The following is a 24,695-nucleotide window of genomic DNA, read 5'->3' on the forward strand; positions in this document are numbered from 1 at the left end:
ACGCCGGAGGAACCCCGGGACGGGTGGGGGCGCCCGTCCCGGGATCCGGATGCCGCGTCAGCCCTTGGCCGTGACCTCGCCGTCGCTCCACCAGAGCACGCGCTTGCGCACCACGGCGAGGACGATGATCAGGAGCACGCCGAGCAGGCAGAGCAGGGCGATGCTGGCCCAGGTGACGGGGAGGTTCGCCTGCGCAGCGGACGTGGTGACCAGCGAGCCGAGACCGGCCTGCTGTCCGGCCGCGACGAACTCGGCGACCGCGGCGCCGACCACTGCGAGCGGCAGGGCGATGCGGAGACCGGCGAACACGTAGGGCATGCTGCCGGGGAAGCGCAGCTCGCGGAAGATCTCCCACCGCGAAGCGTGCAGCGTCTTGAAGACGTCGAGCGCCTTCTGGTCGACGTCGCGGAGACCCGCCAGCGAGTTCACGAGCATCGGGAAGAAGACCACGAGCCCGGTGACGATGAACTTCGGCACCATGCCGAAGCCGAACGCGACCACCAGGGCCGGCGCGATCGCCACGATCGGGGTCACCATCACGATGATGACCAGCGGCATCACGGCCCGCTCGATGATCTGGAACTCCGCCATGACCACGGCCAGCAGGAAGCCGGCGAGGATGCCGGCGGACGCGCCGACGACGACCTCGAGCAGCGTGACCAGGAAGTTCGACCAGTACATGCCGGCGTCGTCCACGAGACTGCCGCCGATCGCCTCGAGCGTGGGGAGCACGTAGGGGTTGGTCCAGGCCACGATCTGCCACAGCAGCGCGGCGATCACGAACGTGATCAGCGTCGGGCCCCAGGAGCCCCAGCGCAGCCACGCGGGGATGCCGCTGCGCGGCTGGCCCTTCAGGCGGGCGGTCGCGAGGGTCGCGGTCGTGTCTCTCATCGTCAGCTCAGACATGGGCCTTCTCCGTCTGCGCGCGCAGCGCACCGCGCACGACTGCTTCCAGTTCGCGGAACTCCTCGGTCGCGTAGGCCTCCTCGGTGCGCGGCCGAGGCAGGTTCACGTCGATCACCTGGGCGATGCGCCCGGGGTGGGCGGCCATCACCACGATGCGGTCGGACAGCATGATCGCCTCCGGCACCGAGTGCGTGACGAACATGACGGCCTTGCGGTTGGACTGCCAGAACTCCAGCAGGGCGATCCGCTGCAGGTCGCGGTTCATCTCGTCGAGCGCCGAGAACGGCTCGTCCATCAGCATGATGGCCGGGTCGAACACGAACGCCCGGGCGATCGCGGCGCGCTGCTGCATACCGCCGGAGAGCTGGCCGGGGTACTTCTTCATCGCCTGGCCGAGCCCGAAGGTCGCCAGGAGCTCCGCCGGATCGCGCAGTGCCCGTCCGGTGTTCGCCTGGGCGTTGATGCGCACCGGCAGCTCGACGTTCTCGCGCACGGTCTTCCACGGCAGCAGGGCGGGCGACTGCGGCACGAGGCCGATCTTCTTGTCCCGCGACGCCGCCGTGACGCTCTCGCCGTCGATCGTGACGGTGCCGGAATCGGCGTCGAGGAGTCCGGCGACGACCTTGAGCAGCGTGGACTTTCCGCAGCCGCTCGGACCGATGACCGACACGAACTCGCCCATGCCGATCGTGAGGTTCACGTCGTCGAGCACGGTGACCTGGGCGCCGTCGACGCCGAAGGACTTCGAGACGCCCCTGACCTCGACGCCTGCTCCCTGTGCGGCCGTCATCACTTCACCGTCCAGATCAGGGTGTCGCCGTCGTAGAGGTCGGCGACCAGATCGGCGTCCATCATGTCGGCGATCGCGGGGAGGTCCTTGACGTCGCCGTACTTCTTGACGAGCTTGTGCTCCGGCTCCCACATGGCCTCCGTCTGCACACCGGGGTTGCCGCCGGCGCTCTCGCGCACCCAGGCGGACTCCACCTCCCACGTGCGGGCGAGCTGGTCGCGCGGGAACGCGGCGCCCTGGTTGTTGTCCTCCGCCAGCTTCGCGAGCTTGTCGATGCAGGCATCCGACTCGTCGAGGCAGTACTGCAGCGCCTTGAGGCTCGCGCGCATGAAGTCGGCGGCGACCTCGCGGTGCTCGTCGAGGAAGCGGGAGTTGACCTCCATCACGTTGTACGTGCCCTCCACGCCGAGGTCGGCGGGGAGGAACTCGCTGAACGGCAGACCCTGCGCCTTGAGCGACTGCGGCTGGTTGGAGGCGTAGCCGACGATCGCGTCGACCTGCTCGCGCACCACGACGGTCGGGTCGTAGTTGGTCATCTTGACCATCTCGACCTTCGAGACGTCGACCCCCGCCTCGTCCAGCATCGCCGAGGCGATCGGGGTGAGGTTGATGAAGTAGCCGAGCGATCCGCCCTCGAGGTCCTTGAGGCTGTCGAGCTTCTCGTTGCCGAAGATCGAGAACGGCGGGGTGGTGCCGTAGGTGGCGACCGCCGTGAGGTTCTTGCTGTTCGCCGCCGCCAGCATCACATCGGATGCGGAGCCGAGCGCGGTGAACTGCGCCTGCCCGGAGGCGACGAGCTGCTGCCCGTTCGCACCCGAGGCGTTGATCTCCACGTCGAGGCAGAGATCGTCGAAGTAGCCCAGCTCCTCGGCGAGGAACACGTCGAGCTGCCCGGCGCTGGCGGAGTAGCCGTAGCCGGAGATGTAGGTGATGGTGCCGGCATCCTGATTGCGCGTGCAGGCGTCGGTGTCGTTCGCACTCGTGGGGGCGGTATCGCCGCCGGGCGTCTGCGCGGAGCATGCTCCGAGCGTCAGCGTGGCGGCGAGAACGCACGTCAGGGTGGCAGTGATGCGGAATCGGGTTTCCGCAGAGGAAGTAGCCATGAGGGTCCCTTCTCGGCCGTTCGTCGTTGATGGCTCGTTGAAAGTAACATAGTCAAGATTGACTAAGCAAGATCAAACTAAAGCTTGACGAAACATCGACGGGAACGCCGTCGGGCATAGACGAGCTCCTGCCCGCGCGGCCCCCATCGCCGCGCGGACAGCACCGGTGCGCGCGTCCCCCTCCGCCGCGGGCACGGTCCCCCATCTTCCGCACGGACCCCCAGGCACCGTGCAGAGGATGTCACCGAGCTCGGCGTATGCCATGCTCCCCCGGATGAGCCGCCGCCCTCGGGCCATTCGTCCCGCGGGCTCTCCTCTCCCGCCCGGGCGCGTGCGGCTATCGCTCCTCGCCGTGGAGCCGGGAGAGCTCGAACACCGCCGCCTGCGTGCGATGCGTGAATCCCAGCTTCCCGAGCATCGAGGTGACGTAGTTCTTGACCGTCTTCTCCGCGAGGCCGAGGCTGCTCGCGATCTCGCGGTTCGTCCGGGCATCCGCGATCAGGGCGAGGATCTGCCGCTCGCGCATGCTCAGCGACGCGACCCGCGGGTCTCCGGCGTCGGCACGGTCGGGGAGAAGCCGCGCGGTGGCACGACCGACCGCCTCCGGATCCAACAGCCGTCGTCCCGCGGCGACGGCGCGCACGGCCTCCGGGAGATCGGCGGTGCGGACGGTCTTGAGCAGGTGCCCCTGCGCCCCGGCCATGACCGCCGCGATCACCGCATCGTCGTCGTCATAGGCGGTGAGGATCAGACAGCGCATCTCCGGGTACTCCTGGCGGATCGCCCGGCACAGGTCGATTCCGCTCCCGTCGGGCAGATGCACGTCGAGGATGACGACGTCGGGAAGCGTGGCGGCGATGCGCCTCGTCGCCTCCCGACAGGCCGCCGCCTCGCCGACGACCTCGAGGTCGGGGGTGGCCTGGATCACCCCGGCGATTCCCCTGCGCACCAGTTCATGGTCGTCGACCAGGAACACACCGGTCATCTCATCCCTCTTCCCGCTGAAGACATGCCTCCGGGCACGCTAGCCAGCCGGGAGCCACCGACACGGGACCATGGTCCCCCCTCGCGGCGAGCGCGAACCCGCGGACCCCGGACGCGACGCGCGCCACGCCTGCCATATACCGGCTGATCGTTGCAGACGCCTCGGTCTCCGGGGAAGGTGGAGGAATGCAGGACAGATGCCGACAGACGCATACTCCGCCCGGCACCGGCCGCGGCATCCGGGACGATCCGCTGGCCGCGCTCCCCACCCGCGTCCTCGCGACCCGTCGCGGATTGCGCGGGATCCACGGCGCCTCGCGGGAGACGGCGACGGAACTCGACGCCGACGGCACGCTCAGCCGCATCCTCCAGGCCGCCGTCGATCTCGCGCACGCCCGGTACGGCAGCCTCCTGCTGGTCACCGACTCGGGCGAGCTCCGCCCCCTCGTGCACGTCGCGGCGGAGGGACGCCCGGAGGAGGCGATCGGCCACCTGTCCGCTACCGGCGCCCTGCTCGACGCGATCGCCGACACCGGCCGGACGATCCGGCGCGACACGACGGATGCCGGCAGCCGCCACCGCGACGGCCCGACCGCGCCCCTGCACTCCGTCCTCGGGGTGCCCGTGCGGGCGCAGGGCGAGATCCACGGCGTCCTCCTGCTCACGAACCGCCGCGCCGGCGTCTTCACCGCGGAGGACGAGAAGCTCGCCGAATCCCTCGCGACCACCGCGGGCATCTCGATCCTCAACGCGCGCCGGTGCGAAGAGACGCAACGGCACGCACGCCTGCGTCGCGCGCTGGCCGACGTCGACGCCGCACTCGTCACCGCGCCGAGCGACGGCGTCCTGGACCTCGTGGCCGACCACATCACCCGCGTCGTCCCCGGCGATCTCGTGACGGTCATCGTCCCCGTCGACGACGACCGCCTCCGCGTCGAGACCGCGCGCGGCTCGCGCGCCGCCCCGTTCGAGCACGGCATCCTCCCGGCCGCGACCTCGGTCGCCGCCCGCGCGATCAGCACCGGACGCAGCGTGTGCGGGCCCCTGACCGATGAGGTGACGCAGCGGACGCTGGCGGGCGACGGCGGTGTCGCGGGCCCGACGGTCGCCGTCCCCCTCGTCGCCGCCGGTCACGCCGTCGGCGCGCTCTGCGTGACGCGCGCCGCCTCCGACGCCGGTTTCACGCAGCACGAGATCGAGGCGATCGCGGAGTTCGCCGCTCGGGCGGGCCTCGCGATCTCCCTCGCCGGCGCGCGACAGGAGCACCCGCACCCGGACAGCTCCGAGGAGCAGAAGAGCGTCGCTCGCGACCTGCACGACAACGTCATCCAACGCCTGTTCGCGACGGGGATGAGTCTGCAGGCGCTCGCTGCCGCCGATCCGCCCCACGCCGACGAGCTCGAGCGGCACGTCACGGAGATCGACACCGCCATCACCGAGATCCGTTCCGGGATCTTCTCGCTCCGCACGCGGAGGGCGAGGCAGGAGGACCGTCCGGCGTCGCAACGCGTGCTCGCGGTGATCGCGGGACTGGCCGCGGTGCTGCCGACGACGCCGACCGTCACCTTCGTCGGCCCCGTCGACACCGTCGTCACCGGCCGGCTGGCGGACGACGTGATCGCCGTGGCCCGAGAGGCCCTCGCCAACATCGCTCATCATGCCGACGCCCGGAACAGCGCCATCACGATCACCGTCTCCGAGTACGAGGTCTCCGTCACCGTGCAGGACGACGGGAAGGGACTCGCCGGAGCGCGTCGCCGCTCCGGCGGCACCGCCAATCTCGCCGAGCGCGCAGCTCTCCACGGCGGCTCGTTCACACTGACCGACCGGGCCGATCGCGGGACGGCGGCGCACTGGACGGTGCCGCGCTCCGCCGGTTCCGCCGGTGTCGCCGGTGCCGCCGGCACCGGCGACGGATGAGGGGCTGGAGTCCCCCGCAGGATCCGGTGCCGGCGCCGCTCACACGCTGCAGGAGGGACGGCAGGAGGACTCCACGAACTCGATGAAGTCCGTCAGGAATCCGCGCGTCCCCTGAGTGACGACGAGCGGATCCACACTCCTGATCGCCGGTCCCCAGGTCGTGGAGAACGCCGGATACGCGGCCAGGAAGGCCTCGGCCACCGGTGTGATCTGCTCGACCTGCTCCGGCGGCGACACCGAGTGGATCCCGAACTCGGCGAGGAGCTCGGGATGCGCGTCGGCGAGGGGGCCCGCTCCCGTCATCAGGAACAACAGCAGCTCCAGGTCGGTCGCCGCGGCGAGCCGCGGGTCGAGACCGGCGTCGACCGCCACGACGCGAGGCCCGGCGATCACCCCGGCGGCTTCCGCTCCCGGACCGGTCGCGGCGTGCGCGGTCGTCACGCCCGCCAGCGAGATCGTCAGCGCCACGACGGCGGCTGCGATGGATGTCGTCAACTTGAGAATGCGCACGGTGCCCCCTGGATCGATCGCGAATGCGAGCACCGTAGCACGAGTGGAAGGTAACGTTCTAGCTCTCACCGCGGCGCATGTGCGTCCAGGAACTCGTAGACGTCGGTCGTGTCGACGCCGGGGAAGGCTCCGGTGGGGAGGGTCGCGAGCAGGGTGCGCGGCGTCTTCACGTTCGGCCAGGAGTTCTCGCGCCAGCGGTCCTCCAGCTCGGCGGGCGCGCGACGGCAGCACACCTCGACCGAGTGCTTCGAGACCCCGCGGTGCGTGGTGTCGCGCCCCACGAACCACTTCGTGTCGTCGAAGCGCACCCCGACGCTCACCGAGTGCAGCCCCTCGCTGGACGCCTCCACCCGCGCCGTGCACCAGTACGTGCCGTTGCCGGTGTCGGTGTACTGGTAGTACGGGTTGAAGCGGTCGTCCTCGTCGAACACCACGCGCGAGGTCCACCGACGGCAGCACATCTGCCCCTCGATGGCGCCGAGACGGTCGGTCGGGAAGTTCACGTCGTCGTTCTCGTACGCCTTGGTGATCGTGCCCGACTCGTGCACCTTGAGGAAGTGCACCGGGATGTCGAGGTGCCGCGTCGCGAGGTTCGTGAAGCGGTGCGCGGCCGTCTCGTACGACACCGAGTACGCGTCGCGAAGATCCTCGATCGAGATCGCCCGCCGCTGTTTGGCGTCCTTCAGCGTCGGGACCACGTGCGCTTCGGGGATGAGGAGCGCACCGGTGAGGTAGTTCGTCTCGACGCGCTGCCGCAGGAACTCGGCGTAGCTGCGCGGCTCGGAGTGACCGAGGATGCGGCTCGACAGCGCCTGCAGCACGGCGGTGCGGGCATCGCCCTTCGCGGGCACGCTGCTCGAGAGGTAGAGCCGTCCGTTCGCGAGGTCGGCCACGCTGCGGGTGGTCTGCGGCAGGTCGGGCGCGTAGTGCAGCGTGAAGCCGAGGTACGCCGCGATCTCGGAGGCCGTGCGCTGGGTCAGCGGACCGCCGGGGTGGCCGACCGCGGCGAGGATCTCGGCGGCCTTCGTCTCGAGGTCGGCGAAGTGGTTGTCCTGCCGACGCATCAGATGCCGCAGCTCGACGTTCGCCCGCCGAGCCTCTTCCGGCGTCGCCGCTCGCTCGTCCTTGAGCCGGTCGATCTCCCCGTGCAGCGCGAGCAGCGCCTTCAGCGCATCCGTCGGCACGCTCTTCGCGATCCGGAACGGCTCGATCCCCAGCGCCTGGAAGGTCTGGCCCTTCATCGCGCGCTCCAGGGCGATCTCGACCGCACTGCGCTCATCGAGCGGCTCCCCCTCCAGCAGCGCATCGATCGTGACGCCGAGCGCCCGGGCGATCGCCTGCAGCTGCGTGAGCTTGGGCTCCCGCTTGCCGGTCTCGATCATCGACATCTGGCTCGGCGCCCGATCGACGGCGGAGGCGAGGTCGTCGAGCGTCATTCCCTTCGCCGTGCGGAGCTGCCGGATGCGGCGCCCGATCGTGAGGGCGTCGGTCTCTTCTGCCGCGTCGATGGTGCTCATGCGGGCGATTCTGTCACAGAAACAGAATTTCGGTCGATCTTCTCCCCGGATTCGGTCGTTCAGAGCCGTGAACTTCACTCACAGTGGAACCACGCCACACCGGCACAGTCGCCGGATCCACGGAGGAGACACCATGACGAACACCGCCCACACCCCGACGCCCCGCCCCGCCGGTCTGCGAGCCGGCGACCAGGTTCAGACGGCCGCCGAGCTCCAGGAGATCTGGGACACGGACCCTCGCTGGGACGGCGTCGAGCGCACCTACTCCGCGGAGGACGTCATCCGCATCCGCGGTTCGGTCCGCGAGGAGTCCACGCTCGCGCACCGCGGAGCCGAGAACCTCTGGAACCTCCTGCACACCGAGGACTACGTCCGGGCGCTCGGCGCCTACACCGGCGGTCAGGCCGTGCAGCAGGTGCGGGCCGGCCTCAAGGCCATCTACCTCTCCGGCTGGCAGGTCGCGGCCGACGGCAACCTCGCCGGCCAGACCTACCCCGACCAGTCCCTCTACCCCGCGAACTCGGTGCCGGCGGTCGTCCGCCGCATCAACAACGCGCTGATCCGCCAGGACCAGCTCGAGCACGCGGAGTCCCTCGCCGGCGAAGGCGAGATCACGCAGGACTGGCTCGCCCCGATCGTGGCCGACGCGGAGGCCGGTTTCGGCGGACCGCTGAACGCGTACGAGCTCGCGCAGTCGCTCATCCAGTCGGGTGCCGCCGGCATCCACTGGGAGGACCAGCTGGCGAGCGAGAAGAAGTGCGGTCACCTCGGCGGCAAGGTGCTCGTGCCCACCCAGCAGCACATCCGCACCCTGAACGCGGCCCGGCTCGCCGCCGACGTCGCCGGGGTGCCGACCGTCATCATCGCCCGCACGGATGCCCTCGCCGCCGACCTGCTCACCAGCGACGTCGACGAGCGGGACCAGCAGTTCACCACCGGCGAGCGCACGACCGAGGGGTTCTACCGGATCCGCCCCGGTCTCGAATCGGTCATCAGCCGTGGCCTCGCCTTCGCCCCCTACGCCGACCTGCTGTGGGTCGAGACCGGTGAGCCGGACATCGAGCTCGCCCGCGACTTCGCCGCCGCGATCCACGCGCAGTTCCCCGGCAAGCTCCTGGCCTACAACTGCTCGCCGAGCTTCAACTGGAAGCGCCACCTGTCGGACGCCGAGATCGCGACGTTCCAGCAGGAGCTGGCCGACCTGGGCTACAAGTTCCAGTTCATCACCCTGGCCGGGTTCCACGCCCTGAACCACTCCATGTTCGACCTCGCCCGCGGCTACGCCGAGCGCGCCATGAGCGCGTATGTCGAGCTGCAGGAAGCCGAGTTCGCCGCCGAGGCCGACGGCTACACCGCCACCAAGCACCAGCGCGAGGCGGGCACCGGCTACTTCGACGTCATCTCCACCGCGCTCAACCCCGACAGCGCGACGCTCGCCCTCGCCGGCTCCACCGAAGCCGCGCAGTTCCACTGATCCCCGCCGCCTTCCTCGCATCGCGACGCATACCGAAGGACTCACGATCATGACCACTCCCACCGCTCCCCCGACCACGGCTCCGATCCAGACGACCCAGCAGGGTCCGGCGATCGAGGTCGAAGGCCCCCTCCGCGACCGCTACGACGAGATCCTCACCCCCGCGGCGACCGCCTTCCTCACCGAGCTGCACCACCGCTTCGCGTCGCGTCGCCACGACCGGCTCGCCGACCGGATGCGCCGCCGTTTCGAGATCGGCAACGGGCACGACCCGCGCTTCCGCGAGGACACGGCGCACATCCGCGAGGACACCGAGTGGCGGGTCGCCGGGGCCGGGCCCGGCCTCGAGGACCGCCGCGTCGAGATCACAGGGCCCACCGACCCGAAGATGACGATCAACGCGCTCAACTCCGGCGCCCGGGTGTGGCTCGCCGACCAGGAGGACGCCACGAGCCCGACCTGGAAGAACGTCATCGAGGGCCAGCTGTCCCTGCGCGACGCGATCCGCGGCGAGCTGTCGTTCACCTCGCCGGAGGGCAAGGAGTACCGGGTCACCGCCGAGCGCACCCCCACGATCGTGATGCGTCCGCGCGGCTGGCACCTGCCGGAGAAGCACATCGCGTTCATCGATCGCGCCGGGCGCCGCACGTCGGCATCCGGTTCGCTCGTCGACGTCGGTCTCTACTTCCTGCACAACGCGCAGGCGCTGATCGACGGCGGCCGCGGGCCGTACTTCTACATCGCCAAGCTCGAGTCGAGCGAGGAGGCGAAGCTGTGGGACGACGTGTTCTCGTTCAGTGAGGAGTACATCGGCATCCCCCACGGCACGATCCGCGCGACCGTGCTGATCGAGACGCTGCCGGCCGCGTTCGAGATGGACGAGATCCTGTACGAGCTGCGCGACCACTGCGCGGGCCTGAACGCCGGCCGCTGGGACTACATCTTCTCGATCATCAAGAACTACCGCGGCCGCGGGGCCCGCTTCGTGCTCCCCGACCGCAGCGAGGTCACGATGACCGTCCCGTTCATGCGGGCCTACACCGAGCTGCTGGTGCAGACCTGCCACAAGCGGGGGGCCTTCGCGATCGGCGGCATGAGCGCATCGATCCCGAACCGTCGCGACCCCGAGGCGACGGCACGAGCGATCGAGAAGGTCGCGGCCGACAAGAACCGCGAGGCCGGCGACGGCTTCGACGGCACCTGGGTGGCCCACCCCGACCTGATCCCGACCGCGCAGGCGGAGTTCGACGCCGTGCTCGGCGACCGCCCGAACCAGGTCGACCGCCAGCGGCCCGACGTGCACGTGGAGGCGCGTGATCTGCTCGACCTGCACATCGGCCGCCCCATCACGGCGCAGGGCGTCCGGGACAACGTGTCGGTGGCCATCCGCTACCTGGAGGCGTGGCTGCGCGGGCTCGGCGCCGTCGCGATCGACAATCTGATGGAGGATGCCGCGACCGCCGAGATCAGCCGCTCGCAGGTGTGGCAGTGGATCCACCAGGACCGCACCACGCAGGACGGGACCCCGATCACCGCGGAGTACGTCGAGGGCCTGATCACCCAGGTGCTCGCCCAGGCGACGCGCAGCCACGGCGACCGATACGACGACGCGGCGGAGATCTTCCGCGAGGTCGCCCTGCAGGAAGAGTTCCCGACCTTCCTCACCCTGGGCGCCTACAGCCGGTTCCTGATCGACGAGGACTGAACGCGCGAGAGCCCCTCGGCCGCGGAGGATGCCGTGGCCGAGGGGCTCTCCCCTGTCCGGAGCCGGTGCCGTCGAGCGGGCGTAGCCTGGAGGCATGACCGACGTCTGGGCGGACATCGCCTCCGAGTTCCTGCACTTCTACCCGCGCGGCAGGCGGCTGCTGGCGGTGGCCGGAGCAGACGCGGAGCGCTCGCGTCTCGCCGCCGACGCACTGTCCGCGGCTCTGACCGCCGTGGGCCAGCAGGTGGTCCGCGAGCATTCGGCGGAGGGCGATGAGCCGGGCGTGCGGGCGGTGGTCACCGCGTTCCGCGAAGGACCGCAGACCGAGAGCATCCTGCTCCTCTCCGGACCCGCGGCGCTGCTCGGCGAGCGCACCCGGGGCATGTGGAACTACGCCGTGTGGCAGCTCGCCGGTGACGAGCCGCCGCACACGGTCGCCGGGTCGATCGTCGACGTGACCGACCCCGCGCATCCGGCCCGGCGGTTCACCGACTACTGCGCGCTGCCCGCGTCCTACGGCGCCTGACGCCGTCGGTCCTCTGCGCTCGCCTCAGTGGAAGGACGCGGCCACCGAGTTGCGGTGGTAATCGAACACGATGCTCGTGCGCGTGGAGGCGACACTGCTCTGCGCGGACAGGTGCTCGAGCACGAACTCGCGCATCTCCGAGGAGTCGGCGACCGCGATGTGCAGCAGGAAGTCGTCGTCTCCGCCGAGGAAGAAGACCTGGATCACCGGAGGCAGCACGCGCACGCGCTCCGCGAACTCCACGATGCTCTCCCGCCGACCGCTCGGGCGCAGCGTCACGCCGATGATGGCCTGCAGCCCGGCGCCCAGCATCCGCTCGTCCACGCTCGCGTGGAAGCCCGTGATGACACCGCGGTCGACGAGTGCGCGCAGTCGGGTGTGCGCGGTCGACGGTGCGACGCCGAGGCGCGCGGCGAGCTCGGCATTGGTCATCCGCCCGTCCGCCGTGAGGAGTCGCACGATCCTGGCGTCGAGCGGGTCGAGTGCGGGCGCCCGAACGCTGTTCGGCTCCGGGACCTCTGAGATAGTCTCCATACGAAGCATTATTCAGGATCGCAGCTCCTGCCGAATCATCTTCAGTGATTCTGTCGAAACTCCGACGTTTCTGCGATCCTGGTGCCGACCGCACAATGCACCCCTGGAGGATCAATGAAGATCGGCGTCCCCACCGAGGTCAAGAACAACGAGAACCGTGTCGCGCTCACGCCCGCCGGCGCCGACCGCCTGGTCCACGAGGGCCACCGCGTGCTCGTGCAGTCCGGTGCGGGCCTGGGGTCGCGCATCACGGACGACGACTACCGCGCCGCCGGTGCCGAGATCGTCGCGACCGCCGCCGAGGCCTGGGGCGACGCCGACCTGGTCATCAAGGTCAAGGAGCCGATCGCCCAGGAGTACGGCTTCCTGCGCGCCGACCTCACACTGTTCACCTACCTGCACCTCGCCGCCGACCGCGCGCTGACCGAGGCCCTCGTGGGGGCCGGGACCACCGCTGTCGCGTACGAGACGGTGCAGCTGCCCGACCGCTCCCTGCCGCTGCTGGTGCCGATGAGCGAGATCGCCGGCCGGCTCTCGGTCACCATGGGCTCGTATTCGCTGCTGCGTTCGCATGGCGGGCGCGGCATGCTGCTCGGCGGCATCGCCGGTACCCCGCGCGCCAAGACCGTCGTGATCGGCGGCGGTGTCGCGGGAGAGCACGCGGCGGCGAACGCGCTCGGCCTCGGCTCCAGGGTGACCGTGATCGACGTCTCCCTGCCGCGTCTGCGCGAGCTCGAGCACCGCTACGGCGGCGCACTGGAGACCCGCGCATCGAGTCGCTACGACATCGCCGAGGAGCTCAAGACCGCCGATCTCGTGATCGGCTCCGTGCTGATCCCGGGCGCTGCCGCCCCCAAGCTCGTCACCGACGACATGGTCGCCGCGATGAAGCCGGGCTCGGTGCTGGTCGACATCGCGATCGACCAGGGCGGATGCTTCGAGGGGTCGCGGCCCACCACCCACGACGACCCGACGTTCGCCGTGCACGACTCGATCTACTACTGCGTGGCGAACATGCCGGGCGCAGTCCCGGAGACCGCGACCCGCGCCCTGACCAACGCGACCCTCCCCTACGTCTCCGCGATCGCGGGCAAGGGCTGGGAGCGCGCGGCCTCGGAGGACCCGTCGCTCGCGAAGGGTCTCAACGTGCAGGATGGGCGCATCACGCTGCCGGCCGTCGCTCAGGCGCACGGCTTCGAGACGGACTGACCTCAGGACGGCTCTACCGCACGACGGACGCCGTGCTCGGCTACCATCGGCGCATGGAGACCGAGGCGTCGGACACGGAGGAGCCCACCCTCTCGCTGCCGATGCGCATGCTGCTCCGACTGCTCGCGCACGTCGGGGTCGGACTGGCGATCGCGCTGTTCCTGTCGTGGCCGTGGATACTGCTCGCCGGCTGGCGGGAGTGATCGTCGAGCGACGCTCCCGGTGCTGACTCCCCGCACTCTTCCTCCGACGCGAAAGAACTCAGGTTCTTCATGACGACTCGCCGGGCGGCCCGGCGGGTGACCCGAGTACGCTCGTAATCGTGACCGAACGCGCACCTCTCTCCCGCAAGCTGTCCGCCATCGCCGAGTCCGCGACCCTCAAGGTCGATGCCAAGGCCAAGGCCCTCAAGGCCGAAGGCAAGAACGTCATCTCGTACGCCGCCGGCGAGCCCGACTTCGCGACGCCGCAGTTCATCGTGGACGCCGCCGCCGAGGCTCTGGCCGACCCGGCGAGCTACCGGTACACGCCCGCTCCGGGTCTTCCGGCGCTGCGCGAGGCGATCGCCGCGAAGACGCTGCGCGACTCCGGACTCGAGGTCTCCCCCAGCCAGGTGATCGTCACCAACGGCGGCAAGCAGTCCGTCTACCAGGCGTTCCAGGCCGTCGTGAACCCCGGCGACGAGGTGCTGCTGCCCGCGCCGTACTGGACCACGTACCCCGAGGCCATCCGCCTCGCCGACGGCACGCCCGTCGAGGTCTTCGCCGGCGCCGACCAGGAGTACAAGGTCACGGTCGCGCAGCTCGAGGCCGCGCGCACCGCACGCACCACCGCTCTCGTCTTCGTGTCGCCGTCGAACCCCACCGGCTCGGTGTACACGGCCGAGGAGACCAAGGCCATCGGCGAATGGGCGCTCGAGCACGGCATCTGGATCATCAGCGACGAGATCTACCAGAACCTCACCTACGACGGGGTCAAGGCCACCTCGATCGTCGAGGCCGTCCCCGAGGTCGCCGGCCAGACGATCCTGGTGAACGGCGTCGCGAAGACCTATGCGATGACCGGCTGGCGCGTGGGCTGGATGGTCGGTCCGGCCGACGCCATCAAGATCGCCGGGAACCTGCAGTCGCACCTGACCAGCAACGTGAACAACGTCGCCCAGAAGGCCGCGATCGCCGCCCTGAACGGCCCGCAGGACGAGTCGGAGCAGTTCCGCCAGGCCTTCGACCGCCGCCGGCAGCTCATCGTCTCGGAACTCTCGAAGATCGACGGCCTCGTGGTGCCGAACCCGCTCGGCGCGTTCTACGTCTACCCCGACGTGCAGGGTCTGCTCGGACGCACCTGGGGCGGCGTGACGCCGACCACCTCGCTCGAGCTCGCGGACCTGATCCTCGACCAGGCCGAGGTCGCCGTCGTCCCCGGCGAGGCCTTCGGCCCCTCCGGTTACATCCGCATGTCGTACGCCCTGGGCGACGACCAGCTGCTCGAGGGCGTGCAGCGCCTGCAGCGCCTGTTCGCCTGACCTCGTCGAGACCCATTGCACTCGCCGATGGGTCTCGACGCATGTGAGGGGCGCATCGCCGATACTGGAGGAATGGCGGACGGTGAGCAGGAGGATGAGCGGATGCCGGTGACTCTGCGGGTGGCCTTCCCCATCCTGAGCACCGTGACCGTGCTGGTCTTCTTCCTCGCCCTCGCGGTCGCTCCCTTCCTCTGGTACTGGGGAGGAGAGTGGCGACAGGTGCTCAGTGTGCTCCCCTTCGTACCGGTGGCCGTCTATGCGACCATCACGGTGCTCGTGATACGACGAAAGTCGTGGGCCCGGTACGCGACCCTGCTGTTCCCGCTTCCGCTCGCGCTCTACGTTCCGGCGGTAGGGGCCCCGATCTGGGAGTTCTGGGCCGGCCTTGCGGGCCTCGCCCTCACCACCGCGGCGGTCGTGTTGATCTTCGTGCCGTCATCTCGTCCCTACTTCGACAGCGGGACGCCTCAGTCCTCAGGGTGGAAGCCGATCAGCCAGCGGATGCCGTAGCGGTCGACGAGCGTGCCGTCGAAGTCTCCCCAGGGTCGCTGCTGCAGCGCGTCGAGTACCCGGCCGCCGGCGGCGAGCCCATCGAACCAGCCGGTGAGGGTGAGGGCGTCGGCCGTGCCGAGCAGGGAGAGGAACATGCCGCCCATCTGCACGGCGTCGTCATCGGCACCGGCATCCGCTCCCGCGAGCTCGACGAGTCCGCTCAGCTGCCCGTGCGCGACGGCATCGCCGGGACCGTCGTGTCGGCCGGCGGTGGCGTAGTCGAGCAGCTGCAGGTCACCGCCGAACACGGCCTGGTAGTGGCGCAGCGCCTCTGCGGCGTTGCCGGGGAACAGCAGGTACGGGATCAGTCCGCTCATGCCGCGAGTGTAGTCCCGACCGCCGACGCCCTAGAGGTCGACGCCGACGAGGACCGGCTCCGGCTGCAGCACGAGACCGAACTCGGCGTGCACGCGGCTCTGGATGAACCGGGCCAGTTCGGCGACCTCACCGGCCGTGGCGCCGCCGCGGTTGGTCAGCGCGAGCGCGTGCTTCGTCGAGACCGAGGCGCGCGAGCGCGGAAGCTTGAACCCCTTGCGGATGCCTGCCTGCTCGATCAGCCAGGCCGCACTCACCTTCACGTCGGACACGACGGAGGGCTTCGACGGCGGCACCTGCCCGTCGTAGGACGCGAGCGGGATCACGGTCACCGCATCGAGGTCGGGGGCGACGGGCCAGCGCGGGCACTCCGGGGGCAGGGCCCTGGCCACCGCGGCCGTCACGATCGCGTTCTGGAAGAAGGAGCCGACGCCGTGCGTGTCGGGGTCGTCCGCATCGAGCAGCATCCCCTTCGACGCCCGGGTCGCGAGGATGCGCTCGCGCACCCAGCCCAGGGGAACCGGGGTGTCATCGGTCAGGCCCAGGGCACGACGCAGCTGCTCGCCGCGCACCACGCGCTCGCCCGCGACCAGGAGGTCGACCGTCACCGAGAGGATCACGGCCCGACGCAGGGGCACGCTCCCGTGGTGGTGCTTGAGGACGGAGGTGCGGAAGCCGAGTCCGAGCTCGGCAGCGGGAACGGTCGAGATCTCGCCGGTTGACTCGTCGATGAGCTCGACCTCGACCAGCGTCTCCTGGATCTCCTGCCCGTACGCGCCGATGTTCTGTACGGGGGCCGCGCCGACGGTGCCGGGGATGCCGCTCATGGCCTCGAGCCCCGCGTAACCGTGGGCGACGGCGTGGGCGACCAGGTCGTCCCAGCCGTGTCCGGCCTGCGCGCGCAGACGGATGCGACCGGCATGTGGGGAGGGAAGCTCCTCGATGCCCTCGGTGCGCACCCGGATGACCGTGCCCTCGAAGGGCTCGTCGCCGACGAAGAGATTGGAGCCGCCGCCGAGGACGAACCACTCGTCGCCGCGCCCCCACGTCTCCCGCAGGGCTTCGACCAGCCCCTCGGTCGTCGTCGCCTCGAACATCCGCTCCGGTGCCGCGCCCGTGCGGAGGGTGGTCAGCTCCGCGAGCCGGATCGACTCGATCTCCCGCATCAGACCGCCCTCATCGGACGGCGACGCGCAGCTGCGCCTTGACGAGCACGGTGGTCTCGCCGAACGTGACCTTGAGGTCGACGCGCGCGACCTCGTCATCGACCGCGCCCACCGTGGCGACGACGTGGATGTCCGCACCGTCGACCGGGTCGACGACGACCGGCTTCGTGAAGCGCACGCCGTAGTCGAGGATCCGCGTGGCGGGGTCCAGCGCCGCGACGACGACCGACGAGGCGATGCCCATCGTGAGCATGCCGTGCGCGAGCACACCGGGGAGCCCGACGGAGGCCGCGACTTCATCGCGGTAATGGATCGGGTTGAAGTCTCCGGAAGCCCCGGCGTAGCGCACCAGCGACTCACGGGTCAGGTGCACGGTGCGCTCGGCGAGGACGTCTCCGACGGTGTAGCCCATCAGGCGGCCTCCCCTTCATCCGTGCTCTCGGCGCCGACGAGCAGCACGCTGGTCGCGGTGACGACGTGGGCGCCCGCGGGGTCGGTGATCTCGGCCTCGCTGGTGATCATGGCGTTTCCGCCCATCATCCGGATGCCGGTGACCCGCAGCTGCGCGGTGAGCTCGTCGCCGGCGACGATCGGGCGCGTGTAGGTGAAGCGCTGCTCGGCGTGGATCGTGCGGGCGAGCACGATGCCGGAGTCCTCCTGCGCCAGCAGCTGCTGCAGCGTGAGGTCCTGGATCACCATCGCGAACGTGGGCGGGGCGACGACGTCGTTGAAGCCTGCCGCGCGGGCCGCCTTGACGTCGGTGTGCTGCGGAGCGTCGGCGAAGACGGCGCGAGCGAACTCGCGCACCTTCTCGCGGCCGACGAGGTACGGGGCCGTCGGCGGGAATTCCCGGCCGACCAGATCTTGGTTCACTGCCACCCCTCGATCCTACTTGGCCGCCCTGCGGGATCAGCCGCGCTTGCGACCCCTGATCGCCTTGATCGCCATCTGCACCGCGATCACGACGAGGTATGCCGCGAACAGCATGTTCCCCAGCGTCGGGTCGACGATGGTCGCGAGCCACGCGCCGAGGGCCGTGGTCGTACAGGCGGAGACGCCGATGAGCGCGGCGGCGAGGAGGTCGACGTTGCGGTTGCGGACGTTGCCGATCGTCCCGGAGATCGCGGTCGGGATCATCATGAGGAGCGAGGTGCCCTTGGCGACCAGGTCGCTCGTGCCGAAGGCCAGCATCAGCACGGGCACGACGATCACCCCGCCGCCGACGCCGATGAGCCCGGCCAGGATGCCGGTGCCGATGCCGACGCCGACCAGGGCGATGCCGGTCAGCCAGGTGAGCTCGAACGCGGCGTCACGCGAGGGGATGACCAGGAAGAGACTGACGATCACGACCACGAGGAAGCCGACGAAGCCCCAGCGCAGAGCCGTCTGCGAGATGCGCGGCAGCAGGCGCGTGCCGATCTGCGCACCGACCACGGCCCCGGCCGCGAGGATGATCGCGGGGATCCACGCCACCGACCCGGTCGTGGCGTACGAGATGACGCCGACGCTGGCCGTGGGCACGATCGCTGCCAGCGAGGTTCCGGCGGCGAGGCGCTGGTCGAAGTGCAGCAGCAGCACCAGGAGGGGGACGATGACCGTGCCGCCGCCGACGCCGAAGAGGCCGGAGAGGAGACCGGCGAGGAGGCCGATGCCGATGAACGCGGTGTAGGCACGAGGCCCTCGTGCGGGGGCCTGTACGTCAGTCACCGGATCAGCCTACTCTCGGCCCCCTCCCGGTCCGAATCACACCTCGGAGTCCGCCTTGATCGGTACCGCGATCGACTCCGTGAGCGCCTGCTCGTACCGGCGCTGACGGCGTCGCAGCCACAGCCCGCCGACGATCAGCAGCGCGAGCACACCGTAGGCGATCGCCGCGAACGGCTGCATCACCAGGGTGCTCAGGTCGCCCTGGCTCAGCTGCAGCGCCTTCCGCAGCTGCTCCTCCGCCATCGGTCCCAGGATCATCCCGACCACCAGCGGGGCGACGGGGTAGCCGTACCTCCGCATGAAGTATCCGAGGATGCCGACGATCAGCAGGATCACGATGTCGGACGGCGAGCTGTGCAGCGCGTAGGCCCCGAACACCGCGAACAGGAGGATGCCCGCGTACAGGTACGGCCGCGGGATCTGCAGCAGCTTCACCCACATGCCCACCAGCGGCAGGTTGAGCACGATCAGGATCACGTTGCCGATGTACAGGCTCGCGATGAGCGCCCACACCAGGTTCGACTGGCTCTCGAACAGCAGCGGTCCCGGCTGGATGCCGTACGACTGGAACGCGGTGAGGATGATCGCCGCGGTCGCCGTGGTCGGCAGGCCGAGCGTGAGCAGCGGCACCAGCACGCCGGCGGCGGCGGCGTTGTTCGCCGACTCCGGACCCGCCACGCCCTCGATCGCGCCACGTCCGAACTCCTCACGGTGCTTCGACAGCTTGCGCTCGGTGGCATACGACAGGAAAGTGGCCACGTCGGCGCCGCCGGCCGGGATCGTGCCGATCGGGAAGCCGATCGCGGTGCCCCGCAACCACGGCTTCCACGACCTCCGCCAGTCGGCCTTCGTCATCCAGGAGCGCCAGCCGCGTGTGACCGGGATGACGTCCACGCCGCCGTGGCGCAGGCGCGCGGCGATGTAGAAGGTCTCCCCCACCGCGAACAGGCCGACGGCGACCAGGACGATGTCCACGCCGTCGGACAGCGCGGGCAGTCCGAGCGTGTACCGCTGCTGTCCCGAGAGCCAGTCGGTGCCCACGAGCCCGAGGAACAGCCCGACCCCGAGGGAGAGCATGCCCCGCGAGATCGAGCTGCCGATCAGCGCGCCGACCGTGATGAACGCGATCACGATGAGGGCGACGTAGTCGGCGGGACCGAGGTTCACCGCGAACTGCGCGAGCAGCGGTGCCAGCAGCGTCAGCCCCAGCGTGGCCAGGGTGCCGGCGATGAACGATCCGATGGCCGCGGTGGCGAGTGCGGCAGCGCCCCGCCCCATCCTGGCCATCTTGTTGCCCTCGATCGCCGTGACGATCGAGGCCGACTCCCCCGGTGTGTTCAGGAGGATGCTCGTCGTCGAGCCGCCGTACATGCCGCCGTAGTAGATCCCGGCGAAGGTGATCAGCGCGGCGGCGGGATCGAGCGTGTAGGTGAGCGGAAGCAGGAGCGCCACCGTCATCGCCGGGCCGATGCCCGGCAGCACGCCGACCGCGGTGCCGACGAAGACGCCGAGGAAGGCGAAGGCGAGGTACTGCGGCTGCAGCGCGGTCGCGAACCCCTCCAGGAGCAGGGTCCAACTGTCCATCAGAACATCCTTCCGAGCCAGCCGAGGGCGGGGCCCCACGGCAGCGACAGGCCGAGCAGACCGCTGAAGACGACCTGGATCACGAGCGCGACCACGATCCCGATGAGGAAGGCCATCCACCAGCGCTTCGCGGCCAGTGACCACGCGACGCCCCCGAACAGCAGGGCCGCGGCCGGAGCCCATCCCAGCGGCTCGATCAGGAGCAGGTGCGCGACGACGAGACCCGCCAGCTTGGCGAGCGTGACCCAGTCGGTCGGGAGGCTCTCGTCGATGTCCTCCGCCTCCTCCCTGCCCCCGCGCTCCCCGCGCAGCACGCCGATCAGCACGGCGACGGCGGAGGCGAGCAGGATGACCGAGACGAAGATCGGGAAGACCGTCGGACCGGCCTTCATGCCGACCGGGACATGGATCAGGAAGATGCCGACGACGGCGAAGACACCGAGCGCGACCATGATTCCGGCGAACACGAGTTCGCCGACGGGGACGGAGGGAGAGCGGCGTACGGGCCGACCGTCGTGGTCGACCCGCACCCCCTGCTCCTCGGCCCCCGACGATGCGGGGACCCTCATGTCACTGCACCAGACCGATGTTCTTCAGCGTCGCCGTGACCTCTTCGATGTTCCCGGTGAGGAACTCGTCGAACTCCGCGCCGACCAGGAACGCATCTGTCCAGCCCTTGGTCTCCAGCTGCTCGGTCCACGCCGCCGACTCGTGCAGCTCGGTGATCACCCGCACCAGCTCGTCCTTCTCCCCGTCGGAGATCCCCCCGGGCGCGATCACGCCGCGCCAGTTGGTCAGGACCACGTCGTAGCCCTCCTCCGTGATGGTCGGGACGTCGGGGAGCTGCGACACCGGTTCCTCGCTCGACACCGCCAGCGCCTTGAGCGCACCGCTCTCGATGTGCTGCGCGAACTCGCCGACACCCGAGATGCCCGCGGCCACCTTGCCGCCGATGAGCAGCGGAACGGCCTCGCCACCGCCGGAGTTCGGGGTGTAGTTCAGCTTCTCGGCGATCTCGGCCCCGTCGAGGCCCGCTTCCTCGAGCATGAGCCCCGCGAGGATGTGGTCGGCGCCGCCGGCCGAGCCGCCCGTGATCGTGACCGCCTGACCGTTGTCGACGATGTCCTCCACGAGGTCCTCGAGGGTGTCGTACTTCGAGTCGGCCGGCACCACCACCACGAGCGGTTCGTCGGTCAGGCGGGCGATCGGGGTGGTGTCCTCGATCCGCACCGCCGAGGCGTTCGTCTCGACCGCGCCGACCATGACGAGCCCCATCACCATGAGGGTGTTCGGGTCCTTCTCGTTGGCGAGCTGGGCGAGGCCGACGGTGCCGCCGGCGCCGCCCACGTTCGTCACGGGCGCGGAGTTCACGAGGTCGTCCTCCGTGAGCACCTGCGACAGGGCGCGGCCGGTCTGGTCCCACCCGCCGCCGGGATCGGCCGGGACGACGATCGAGACGTCGGTGACCTCGGCGGCCTTGGCGTCTCCCCCGCCGTCATCGGTCGCTGCGCTGCCTCCGGCGCAGGAGGTGAGGGTGAGTGCGGCCACCGCCGCGAGGGCGGCCAGGGTGCCGATGCGTGCGTTCTTCATGTGCGCTCCTCCTTGAGCGTTCGTGATGCTGTGGGTCCACACTGGGAGCCGCGACACCGCCGCTCAAGCTTCGGAAACCATTGGTCGGAGTTTCGGAACTATTGGTCGAGGACGGCGTCGTCGCCCGCTCGCACGGCGGGGGCGCAACCGCGAGAATGATCAAGTGGCCTCGAAGATGACGCTCCGGGTGCAGCTGCTCGTGCTGCAGGCGCTGATCGTGTTCTTGGTGACCCTGGCCACGGGAATCGTCGCCGGCGCCTTCCAGGAGCAGGCGCTCCGCGAGGCGTACAAGGACCGGATGCAGGCCGTGGCCCAGTCGATCGCGGCGCTCCCCGTCGTCCTCGCCGCTTTCGACGACGTCGAGCCGTCGACGACCATCCAGCCGATCGCCGAGGTGATCCGCGAGGCCTCCGATCTCGCCTACGTCGTCGTGGCCAACGCGGACGGCATCCGGTACTCGCACCCGAACCCGGCACGGATCGGCGAGAAGGTCTCCACCGACCCCTCCATCCCGCTCTCCGGCGAGGTCTACGTGGGAACGCAGACGGGCACGCTCGGGACGTCCTGGCGGGTCAAGGTCCCGATCCGCGACGATCGCGACGAGGTCATCGGCACCGCGTCGGTCGGGATCCTGGAGACGGAGCTGAGCGAGGAGTTCGCCGGCAACCTCACCTGGCTCATCTCGGCGATGCTCGCTGCGGCCGTGCTCGGCGTGTTCGGGTCGGCCTGGGTGACGTCGGTGATCCGGCGCCGCATCTATCGGCTCGAGCCGCACCAGATCGCCGCCCTCGTGAAGAACCAGGAGACGACGCTGCACGGTCTGAGCGAAGGCGTGATCACGGTCGACGGCGCCGGACGCATCACCCTCGTCAACGACGCCGCGGCGCGCTTCCTCGGCACGGATGCGGCGGAGCTCGACGGCGCCCCGGCGAGCGACGTGCTGGGCGAGGAGCTGACGACCGTCCTGCGGGAGGGCGAATCGGCCGGGCGACCGGTGATCGTCGGCTCGCACGTCCTGGTCGCGCGGAGCACGGGCAGCGATGCGGACGGCGGCGGCATCGGGGCGACGCTGCTGCTGCGCGATCACACCGAGCTCCACGACGTCGTGCGCCGGGTGGAGGCCGCGGATGCGATCATCGCCTTCCGTCAGCGCTTCGGCATCCCCAAGGGCCTGAGCGCCGAGACGCTGGAACGCGTGTCGACGGCGCTCTCCGCCCGGCCGGATGCCTCCGCGAGCGAGATCGGCGACGACCTCGACATCTCCCGGGTCAGCGCGCGCCGATATCTGGAGCACCTCGCCAGCTCCGGGCGGGCCACCCGCGCGCTCGACTACTCGACGAAGGGCCGGCCGAGCACCCGCTACCGGATGAACGGCGCCGTCTGAGCCCTGGACACCCCTGGGACGCAGTGCCGTTGTATGCGACACTGGATCGCATTCGACGACGTCGTCGGCCACCCCGGATCGAAGGAGATCTCATGGTTCGCAGCACCTATCCCGACGTGGAGATCCCCGAGGTCTCCATCCACGAGTTCCTCTTCGGCGGCCTCGACGACGCCGAGCTCGACACGGTCGCCCTCGTCGACGGGGTGAGCGGAGCGACCACGACCTACCGACAGCTGGTCGGGCAGATCGACCTCTTCGCCGGCGCCCTCGCCGAGCGCGGCGTGGGCGTGGGCACCACCGTCGGCGTGCTGTGCCCGAACATCCCGGCCTTCGCGACCGTGTTCCACGGCATCCTCCGCGCCGGAGCGACCGCGACCACCATCAACTCCCTCTACACCGCGGACGAGATCGCCAACCAGCTCACCGATGCGGGTGCGACCTGGCTCGTGACGGTGTCCCCTCTGCTGCCCGGCGCCCAGGCCGCCGCGGAGAGACTCGGCTTCCCGGCCGACCGCGTCATCGTGCTCGACGGCGCCGAGGGTCACCCGTCGCTCCCCGAGCTGCTGGGCGAGGGACACCGTGCACCGGATGTCTCCTTCGACCCGGCGACGCATCTGGCCGTGCTCCCCTACTCCTCCGGCACGACCGGACGGCCCAAGGGCGTCATGCTCACGCACCGGAACCTCGTCGCCAACGTGTCGCAGTGCCGACCGGTCCTCGGCGTCGAGGCGAGCGACCGCGTCCTGGCCGTGCTGCCCTTCTTCCACATCTACGGGATGACCGTGCTGCTGAACTTCGCCCTGCGGCAGCGTGCAGGACTCGTCACGATGCCCCGGTTCGACCTCCCCGAGTTCCTCCGGATCATCGCGGAACATCGCACCACGTGGGTGTTCGTCGCCCCGCCGATCGCCGTCGCCCTCGCGAAGCATCCGATCGTCGACCAGTACGACCTGTCCGCGGTGAAGGTGATCTTCTCCGGCGCCGCGCCCCTCGACGGAGCGCTCGCGTCGGCCGTGGCGAACCGGCTCGGCTGCATCGTGACGCAGGGCTATGGGATGACCGAGACCAGCCCGGCCGTGAACCTCATCTCGGAGACGCGCGGCGACATCGATCGCTCGAGCATCGGCCCCCTCGTGCCCAACACCGAGGCACGGCTGGTCGACCCGGACACCGGGACGGATGTGACCGTTCCCGATGACGGCGCCAGCGAGCCCGGCGAGCTGTGGGTGCGCGGACCCCAGGTCATGGTCGGCTACCTGAACCGCCCGGAGGCCACGGCCGAGATGCTCGACGCCGACGGGTGGCTGCACACCGGCGACGTCGCGACCGTCACGCATGACGGCATCTACCGCATCGTCGACCGACTCAAGGAGCTCATCAAGTACAAGGGCTACCAGGTCGCCCCGGCCGTGCTCGAAGCCGTGCTGCTGGAGCATCCCGCCATCGCCGACGCCGCCGTGATCGGCGCGTTCGACGAAGACGGGCAGGAGGTGCCGAAGGCCTTCGTGGTGCGCCAGCCCGACGCGGAGCTCGATGAGGACGCCGTGATGGCGCATGTCGCGGCCCACGTCGCGCCGCATGAGAAGGTGCGGCAGGTCGAGTTCATCGACGTGATCCCCAAGTCCAGCTCGGGCAAGATCCTCCGCAAGGACCTTCGCGCCCGCTGACGGGTGGACGCTCCGCTGGAGATACAGACG

The 24,695-nt window shown here is 70.1% G+C and carries 25 protein-coding genes; 10 read left to right on the top strand and 15 right to left on the bottom strand.

Annotation, left to right across the window (positions count from 1 at the left end; translation table 11 throughout):
- Window positions 1–57: 57 nt before the first annotated feature.
- From MME74_RS13855 to MME74_RS13870, 4 genes are all read right to left on the bottom strand, one after another.
- A complete protein-coding gene (locus MME74_RS13855) occupies window positions 58–906 on the bottom strand; it encodes an ABC transporter permease (protein WP_267415646.1) in 849 nt (282 codons plus the stop codon).
- On the bottom strand, window positions 899–1,696 hold the full coding sequence (locus MME74_RS13860) for an ABC transporter ATP-binding protein (RefSeq protein ID WP_267415647.1): 798 nt from the start codon (window positions 1,694–1,696) through the stop codon (window positions 899–901). Before MME74_RS13860 ends, MME74_RS13855 begins: the two co-directional genes overlap by 8 nt.
- Window positions 1,696–2,799: an ABC transporter substrate-binding protein gene (locus MME74_RS13865; RefSeq protein ID WP_267415648.1), complete on the bottom strand. Its 1,104-nt coding sequence runs from the start codon at window positions 2,797–2,799 to the stop codon at window positions 1,696–1,698. Before MME74_RS13865 ends, MME74_RS13860 begins: the two co-directional genes overlap by 1 nt.
- 337 nt (window positions 2,800–3,136) lie before the next feature.
- Window positions 3,137–3,784, bottom strand: a complete 648-nt coding sequence (locus MME74_RS13870) for a response regulator (RefSeq protein WP_267415649.1) — start codon at window positions 3,782–3,784, stop codon at window positions 3,137–3,139.
- Between the two features lie 185 nt (window positions 3,785–3,969).
- Here MME74_RS13870 and MME74_RS13875 point away from each other — a divergent pair, with 185 nt between their 5' ends.
- Entirely contained in the window at window positions 3,970–5,703 is a 1,734-nt protein-coding gene (locus MME74_RS13875) for a GAF domain-containing protein (protein WP_267415651.1), read from the top strand.
- Window positions 5,704–5,742: 39 nt separating this feature from the next.
- On the opposite strand, the gene MME74_RS13880 is transcribed toward MME74_RS13875, so the two are convergent.
- Both MME74_RS13880 and MME74_RS13885 read right to left on the bottom strand, forming a co-directional pair.
- Entirely contained in the window at window positions 5,743–6,213 is a 471-nt protein-coding gene (locus tag MME74_RS13880) for a hypothetical protein (protein WP_267415652.1), read from the bottom strand.
- Window positions 6,214–6,278: 65 nt separating this feature from the next.
- Window positions 6,279–7,730 carry a helix-turn-helix transcriptional regulator gene (locus MME74_RS13885; RefSeq protein ID WP_267415653.1) on the bottom strand — a complete coding sequence of 484 codons (1,452 nt, stop codon included), beginning with the start codon at window positions 7,728–7,730 and terminating at the stop codon, window positions 6,279–6,281.
- 133 nt (window positions 7,731–7,863) lie between these two features.
- Here MME74_RS13885 and aceA point away from each other — a divergent pair, with 133 nt between their 5' ends.
- From aceA to MME74_RS13900, 3 genes are all read left to right on the top strand, one after another.
- Window positions 7,864–9,204 (top strand): isocitrate lyase, encoded by a 1,341-nt coding sequence (aceA, locus tag MME74_RS13890; protein WP_267415654.1) that lies wholly within the window; start codon window positions 7,864–7,866, stop codon window positions 9,202–9,204.
- A 49-nt stretch (window positions 9,205–9,253) separates the two neighbouring features.
- Entirely contained in the window at window positions 9,254–10,909 is a 1,656-nt protein-coding gene (aceB, locus tag MME74_RS13895; RefSeq protein ID WP_267415655.1) for a malate synthase A, read from the top strand.
- A gap of 94 nt (window positions 10,910–11,003) precedes the next feature.
- Window positions 11,004–11,435 carry a hypothetical protein gene (locus MME74_RS13900; RefSeq protein ID WP_267415656.1) on the top strand — a complete coding sequence of 144 codons (432 nt, stop codon included), beginning with the start codon at window positions 11,004–11,006 and terminating at the stop codon, window positions 11,433–11,435.
- A gap of 24 nt (window positions 11,436–11,459) precedes the next feature.
- Here MME74_RS13900 and MME74_RS13905 read toward each other — a convergent pair whose 3' ends face one another.
- Window positions 11,460–11,978 carry an Lrp/AsnC family transcriptional regulator gene (locus MME74_RS13905; RefSeq protein WP_267415657.1) on the bottom strand — a complete coding sequence of 173 codons (519 nt, stop codon included), beginning with the start codon at window positions 11,976–11,978 and terminating at the stop codon, window positions 11,460–11,462.
- A gap of 105 nt (window positions 11,979–12,083) precedes the next feature.
- On the opposite strand from MME74_RS13905, the gene ald reads away from it, so the two are divergent.
- The 4 genes from ald (at window position 12,084) to MME74_RS13925 (ending at window position 15,210) form a co-directional block, all read left to right on the top strand.
- A complete protein-coding gene (ald, locus tag MME74_RS13910) occupies window positions 12,084–13,178 on the top strand; it encodes an alanine dehydrogenase (RefSeq protein WP_267415659.1) in 1,095 nt (364 codons plus the stop codon).
- 53 nt (window positions 13,179–13,231) lie between these two features.
- Window positions 13,232–13,381: a hypothetical protein gene (locus tag MME74_RS13915; protein WP_267415660.1), complete on the top strand. Its 150-nt coding sequence runs from the start codon at window positions 13,232–13,234 to the stop codon at window positions 13,379–13,381.
- A gap of 119 nt (window positions 13,382–13,500) precedes the next feature.
- Complete coding sequence (locus MME74_RS13920; protein WP_267415661.1) at window positions 13,501–14,700, top strand: pyridoxal phosphate-dependent aminotransferase; 1,200 nt, start codon at window positions 13,501–13,503, stop codon at window positions 14,698–14,700.
- A gap of 72 nt (window positions 14,701–14,772) precedes the next feature.
- Window positions 14,773–15,210 (top strand): hypothetical protein, encoded by a 438-nt coding sequence (locus MME74_RS13925; protein ID WP_267415663.1) that lies wholly within the window; start codon window positions 14,773–14,775, stop codon window positions 15,208–15,210.
- On the opposite strand, the gene MME74_RS13930 is transcribed toward MME74_RS13925, so the two are convergent.
- Genes MME74_RS13930 through MME74_RS13965 form a run of 8 tightly spaced genes read right to left on the bottom strand, consistent with a single transcriptional unit; the run spans window position 15,168 to window position 21,614 of the window.
- Window positions 15,168–15,569, bottom strand: a complete 402-nt coding sequence (locus MME74_RS13930) for a VOC family protein (protein WP_267415664.1) — start codon at window positions 15,567–15,569, stop codon at window positions 15,168–15,170. The genes MME74_RS13925 and MME74_RS13930 overlap by 43 nt on opposite strands.
- Window positions 15,570–15,599: 30 nt before the next feature.
- Window positions 15,600–16,733 (bottom strand): UDP-N-acetylmuramate dehydrogenase, encoded by a 1,134-nt coding sequence (locus MME74_RS13935; protein WP_267415665.1) that lies wholly within the window; start codon window positions 16,731–16,733, stop codon window positions 15,600–15,602.
- Between the two features lie 10 nt (window positions 16,734–16,743).
- A complete protein-coding gene (locus tag MME74_RS13940) occupies window positions 16,744–17,145 on the bottom strand; it encodes a MaoC/PaaZ C-terminal domain-containing protein (RefSeq protein WP_267415666.1) in 402 nt (133 codons plus the stop codon).
- A complete protein-coding gene (locus MME74_RS13945; protein WP_267415667.1) occupies window positions 17,145–17,612 on the bottom strand; it encodes an FAS1-like dehydratase domain-containing protein in 468 nt (155 codons plus the stop codon). The genes MME74_RS13940 and MME74_RS13945 overlap by 1 nt, the downstream gene beginning before the upstream one ends.
- 30 nt (window positions 17,613–17,642) lie before the next feature.
- On the bottom strand, window positions 17,643–18,440 hold the full coding sequence (locus MME74_RS13950) for a sulfite exporter TauE/SafE family protein (protein WP_267415669.1): 798 nt from the start codon (window positions 18,438–18,440) through the stop codon (window positions 17,643–17,645).
- Between the two features lie 36 nt (window positions 18,441–18,476).
- Window positions 18,477–20,024, bottom strand: a complete 1,548-nt coding sequence (locus tag MME74_RS13955; protein WP_267415670.1) for a tripartite tricarboxylate transporter permease — start codon at window positions 20,022–20,024, stop codon at window positions 18,477–18,479.
- Window positions 20,024–20,593: a tripartite tricarboxylate transporter TctB family protein gene (locus MME74_RS13960; protein ID WP_267415671.1), complete on the bottom strand. Its 570-nt coding sequence runs from the start codon at window positions 20,591–20,593 to the stop codon at window positions 20,024–20,026. The genes MME74_RS13955 and MME74_RS13960 overlap by 1 nt, the downstream gene beginning before the upstream one ends.
- Before the next feature lies 1 nt (window position 20,594).
- Window positions 20,595–21,614, bottom strand: coding sequence for a Bug family tripartite tricarboxylate transporter substrate binding protein (locus MME74_RS13965; protein WP_267415672.1), 1,020 nt, complete (start codon window positions 21,612–21,614; stop codon window positions 20,595–20,597).
- A gap of 163 nt (window positions 21,615–21,777) precedes the next feature.
- On the opposite strand from MME74_RS13965, the gene MME74_RS13970 reads away from it, so the two are divergent.
- Both MME74_RS13970 and MME74_RS13975 read left to right on the top strand, forming a co-directional pair.
- Window positions 21,778–22,998: a PAS domain-containing protein gene (locus MME74_RS13970; RefSeq protein WP_267415673.1), complete on the top strand. Its 1,221-nt coding sequence runs from the start codon at window positions 21,778–21,780 to the stop codon at window positions 22,996–22,998.
- Between the two features lie 92 nt (window positions 22,999–23,090).
- The gene (locus MME74_RS13975; protein WP_267415674.1) at window positions 23,091–24,665 is read left to right on the top strand and encodes an AMP-binding protein; all 1,575 of its coding nucleotides are present in this window, start codon (window positions 23,091–23,093) and stop codon (window positions 24,663–24,665) included.
- Window positions 24,666–24,695: the final 30 nt, after the last annotated feature.

Origin of the sequence: Microbacterium oxydans, assembly GCF_026559675.1 — a bacterium.
GTDB lineage: Bacteria > Actinomycetota > Actinomycetes > Actinomycetales > Microbacteriaceae > Microbacterium > Microbacterium oxydans_D.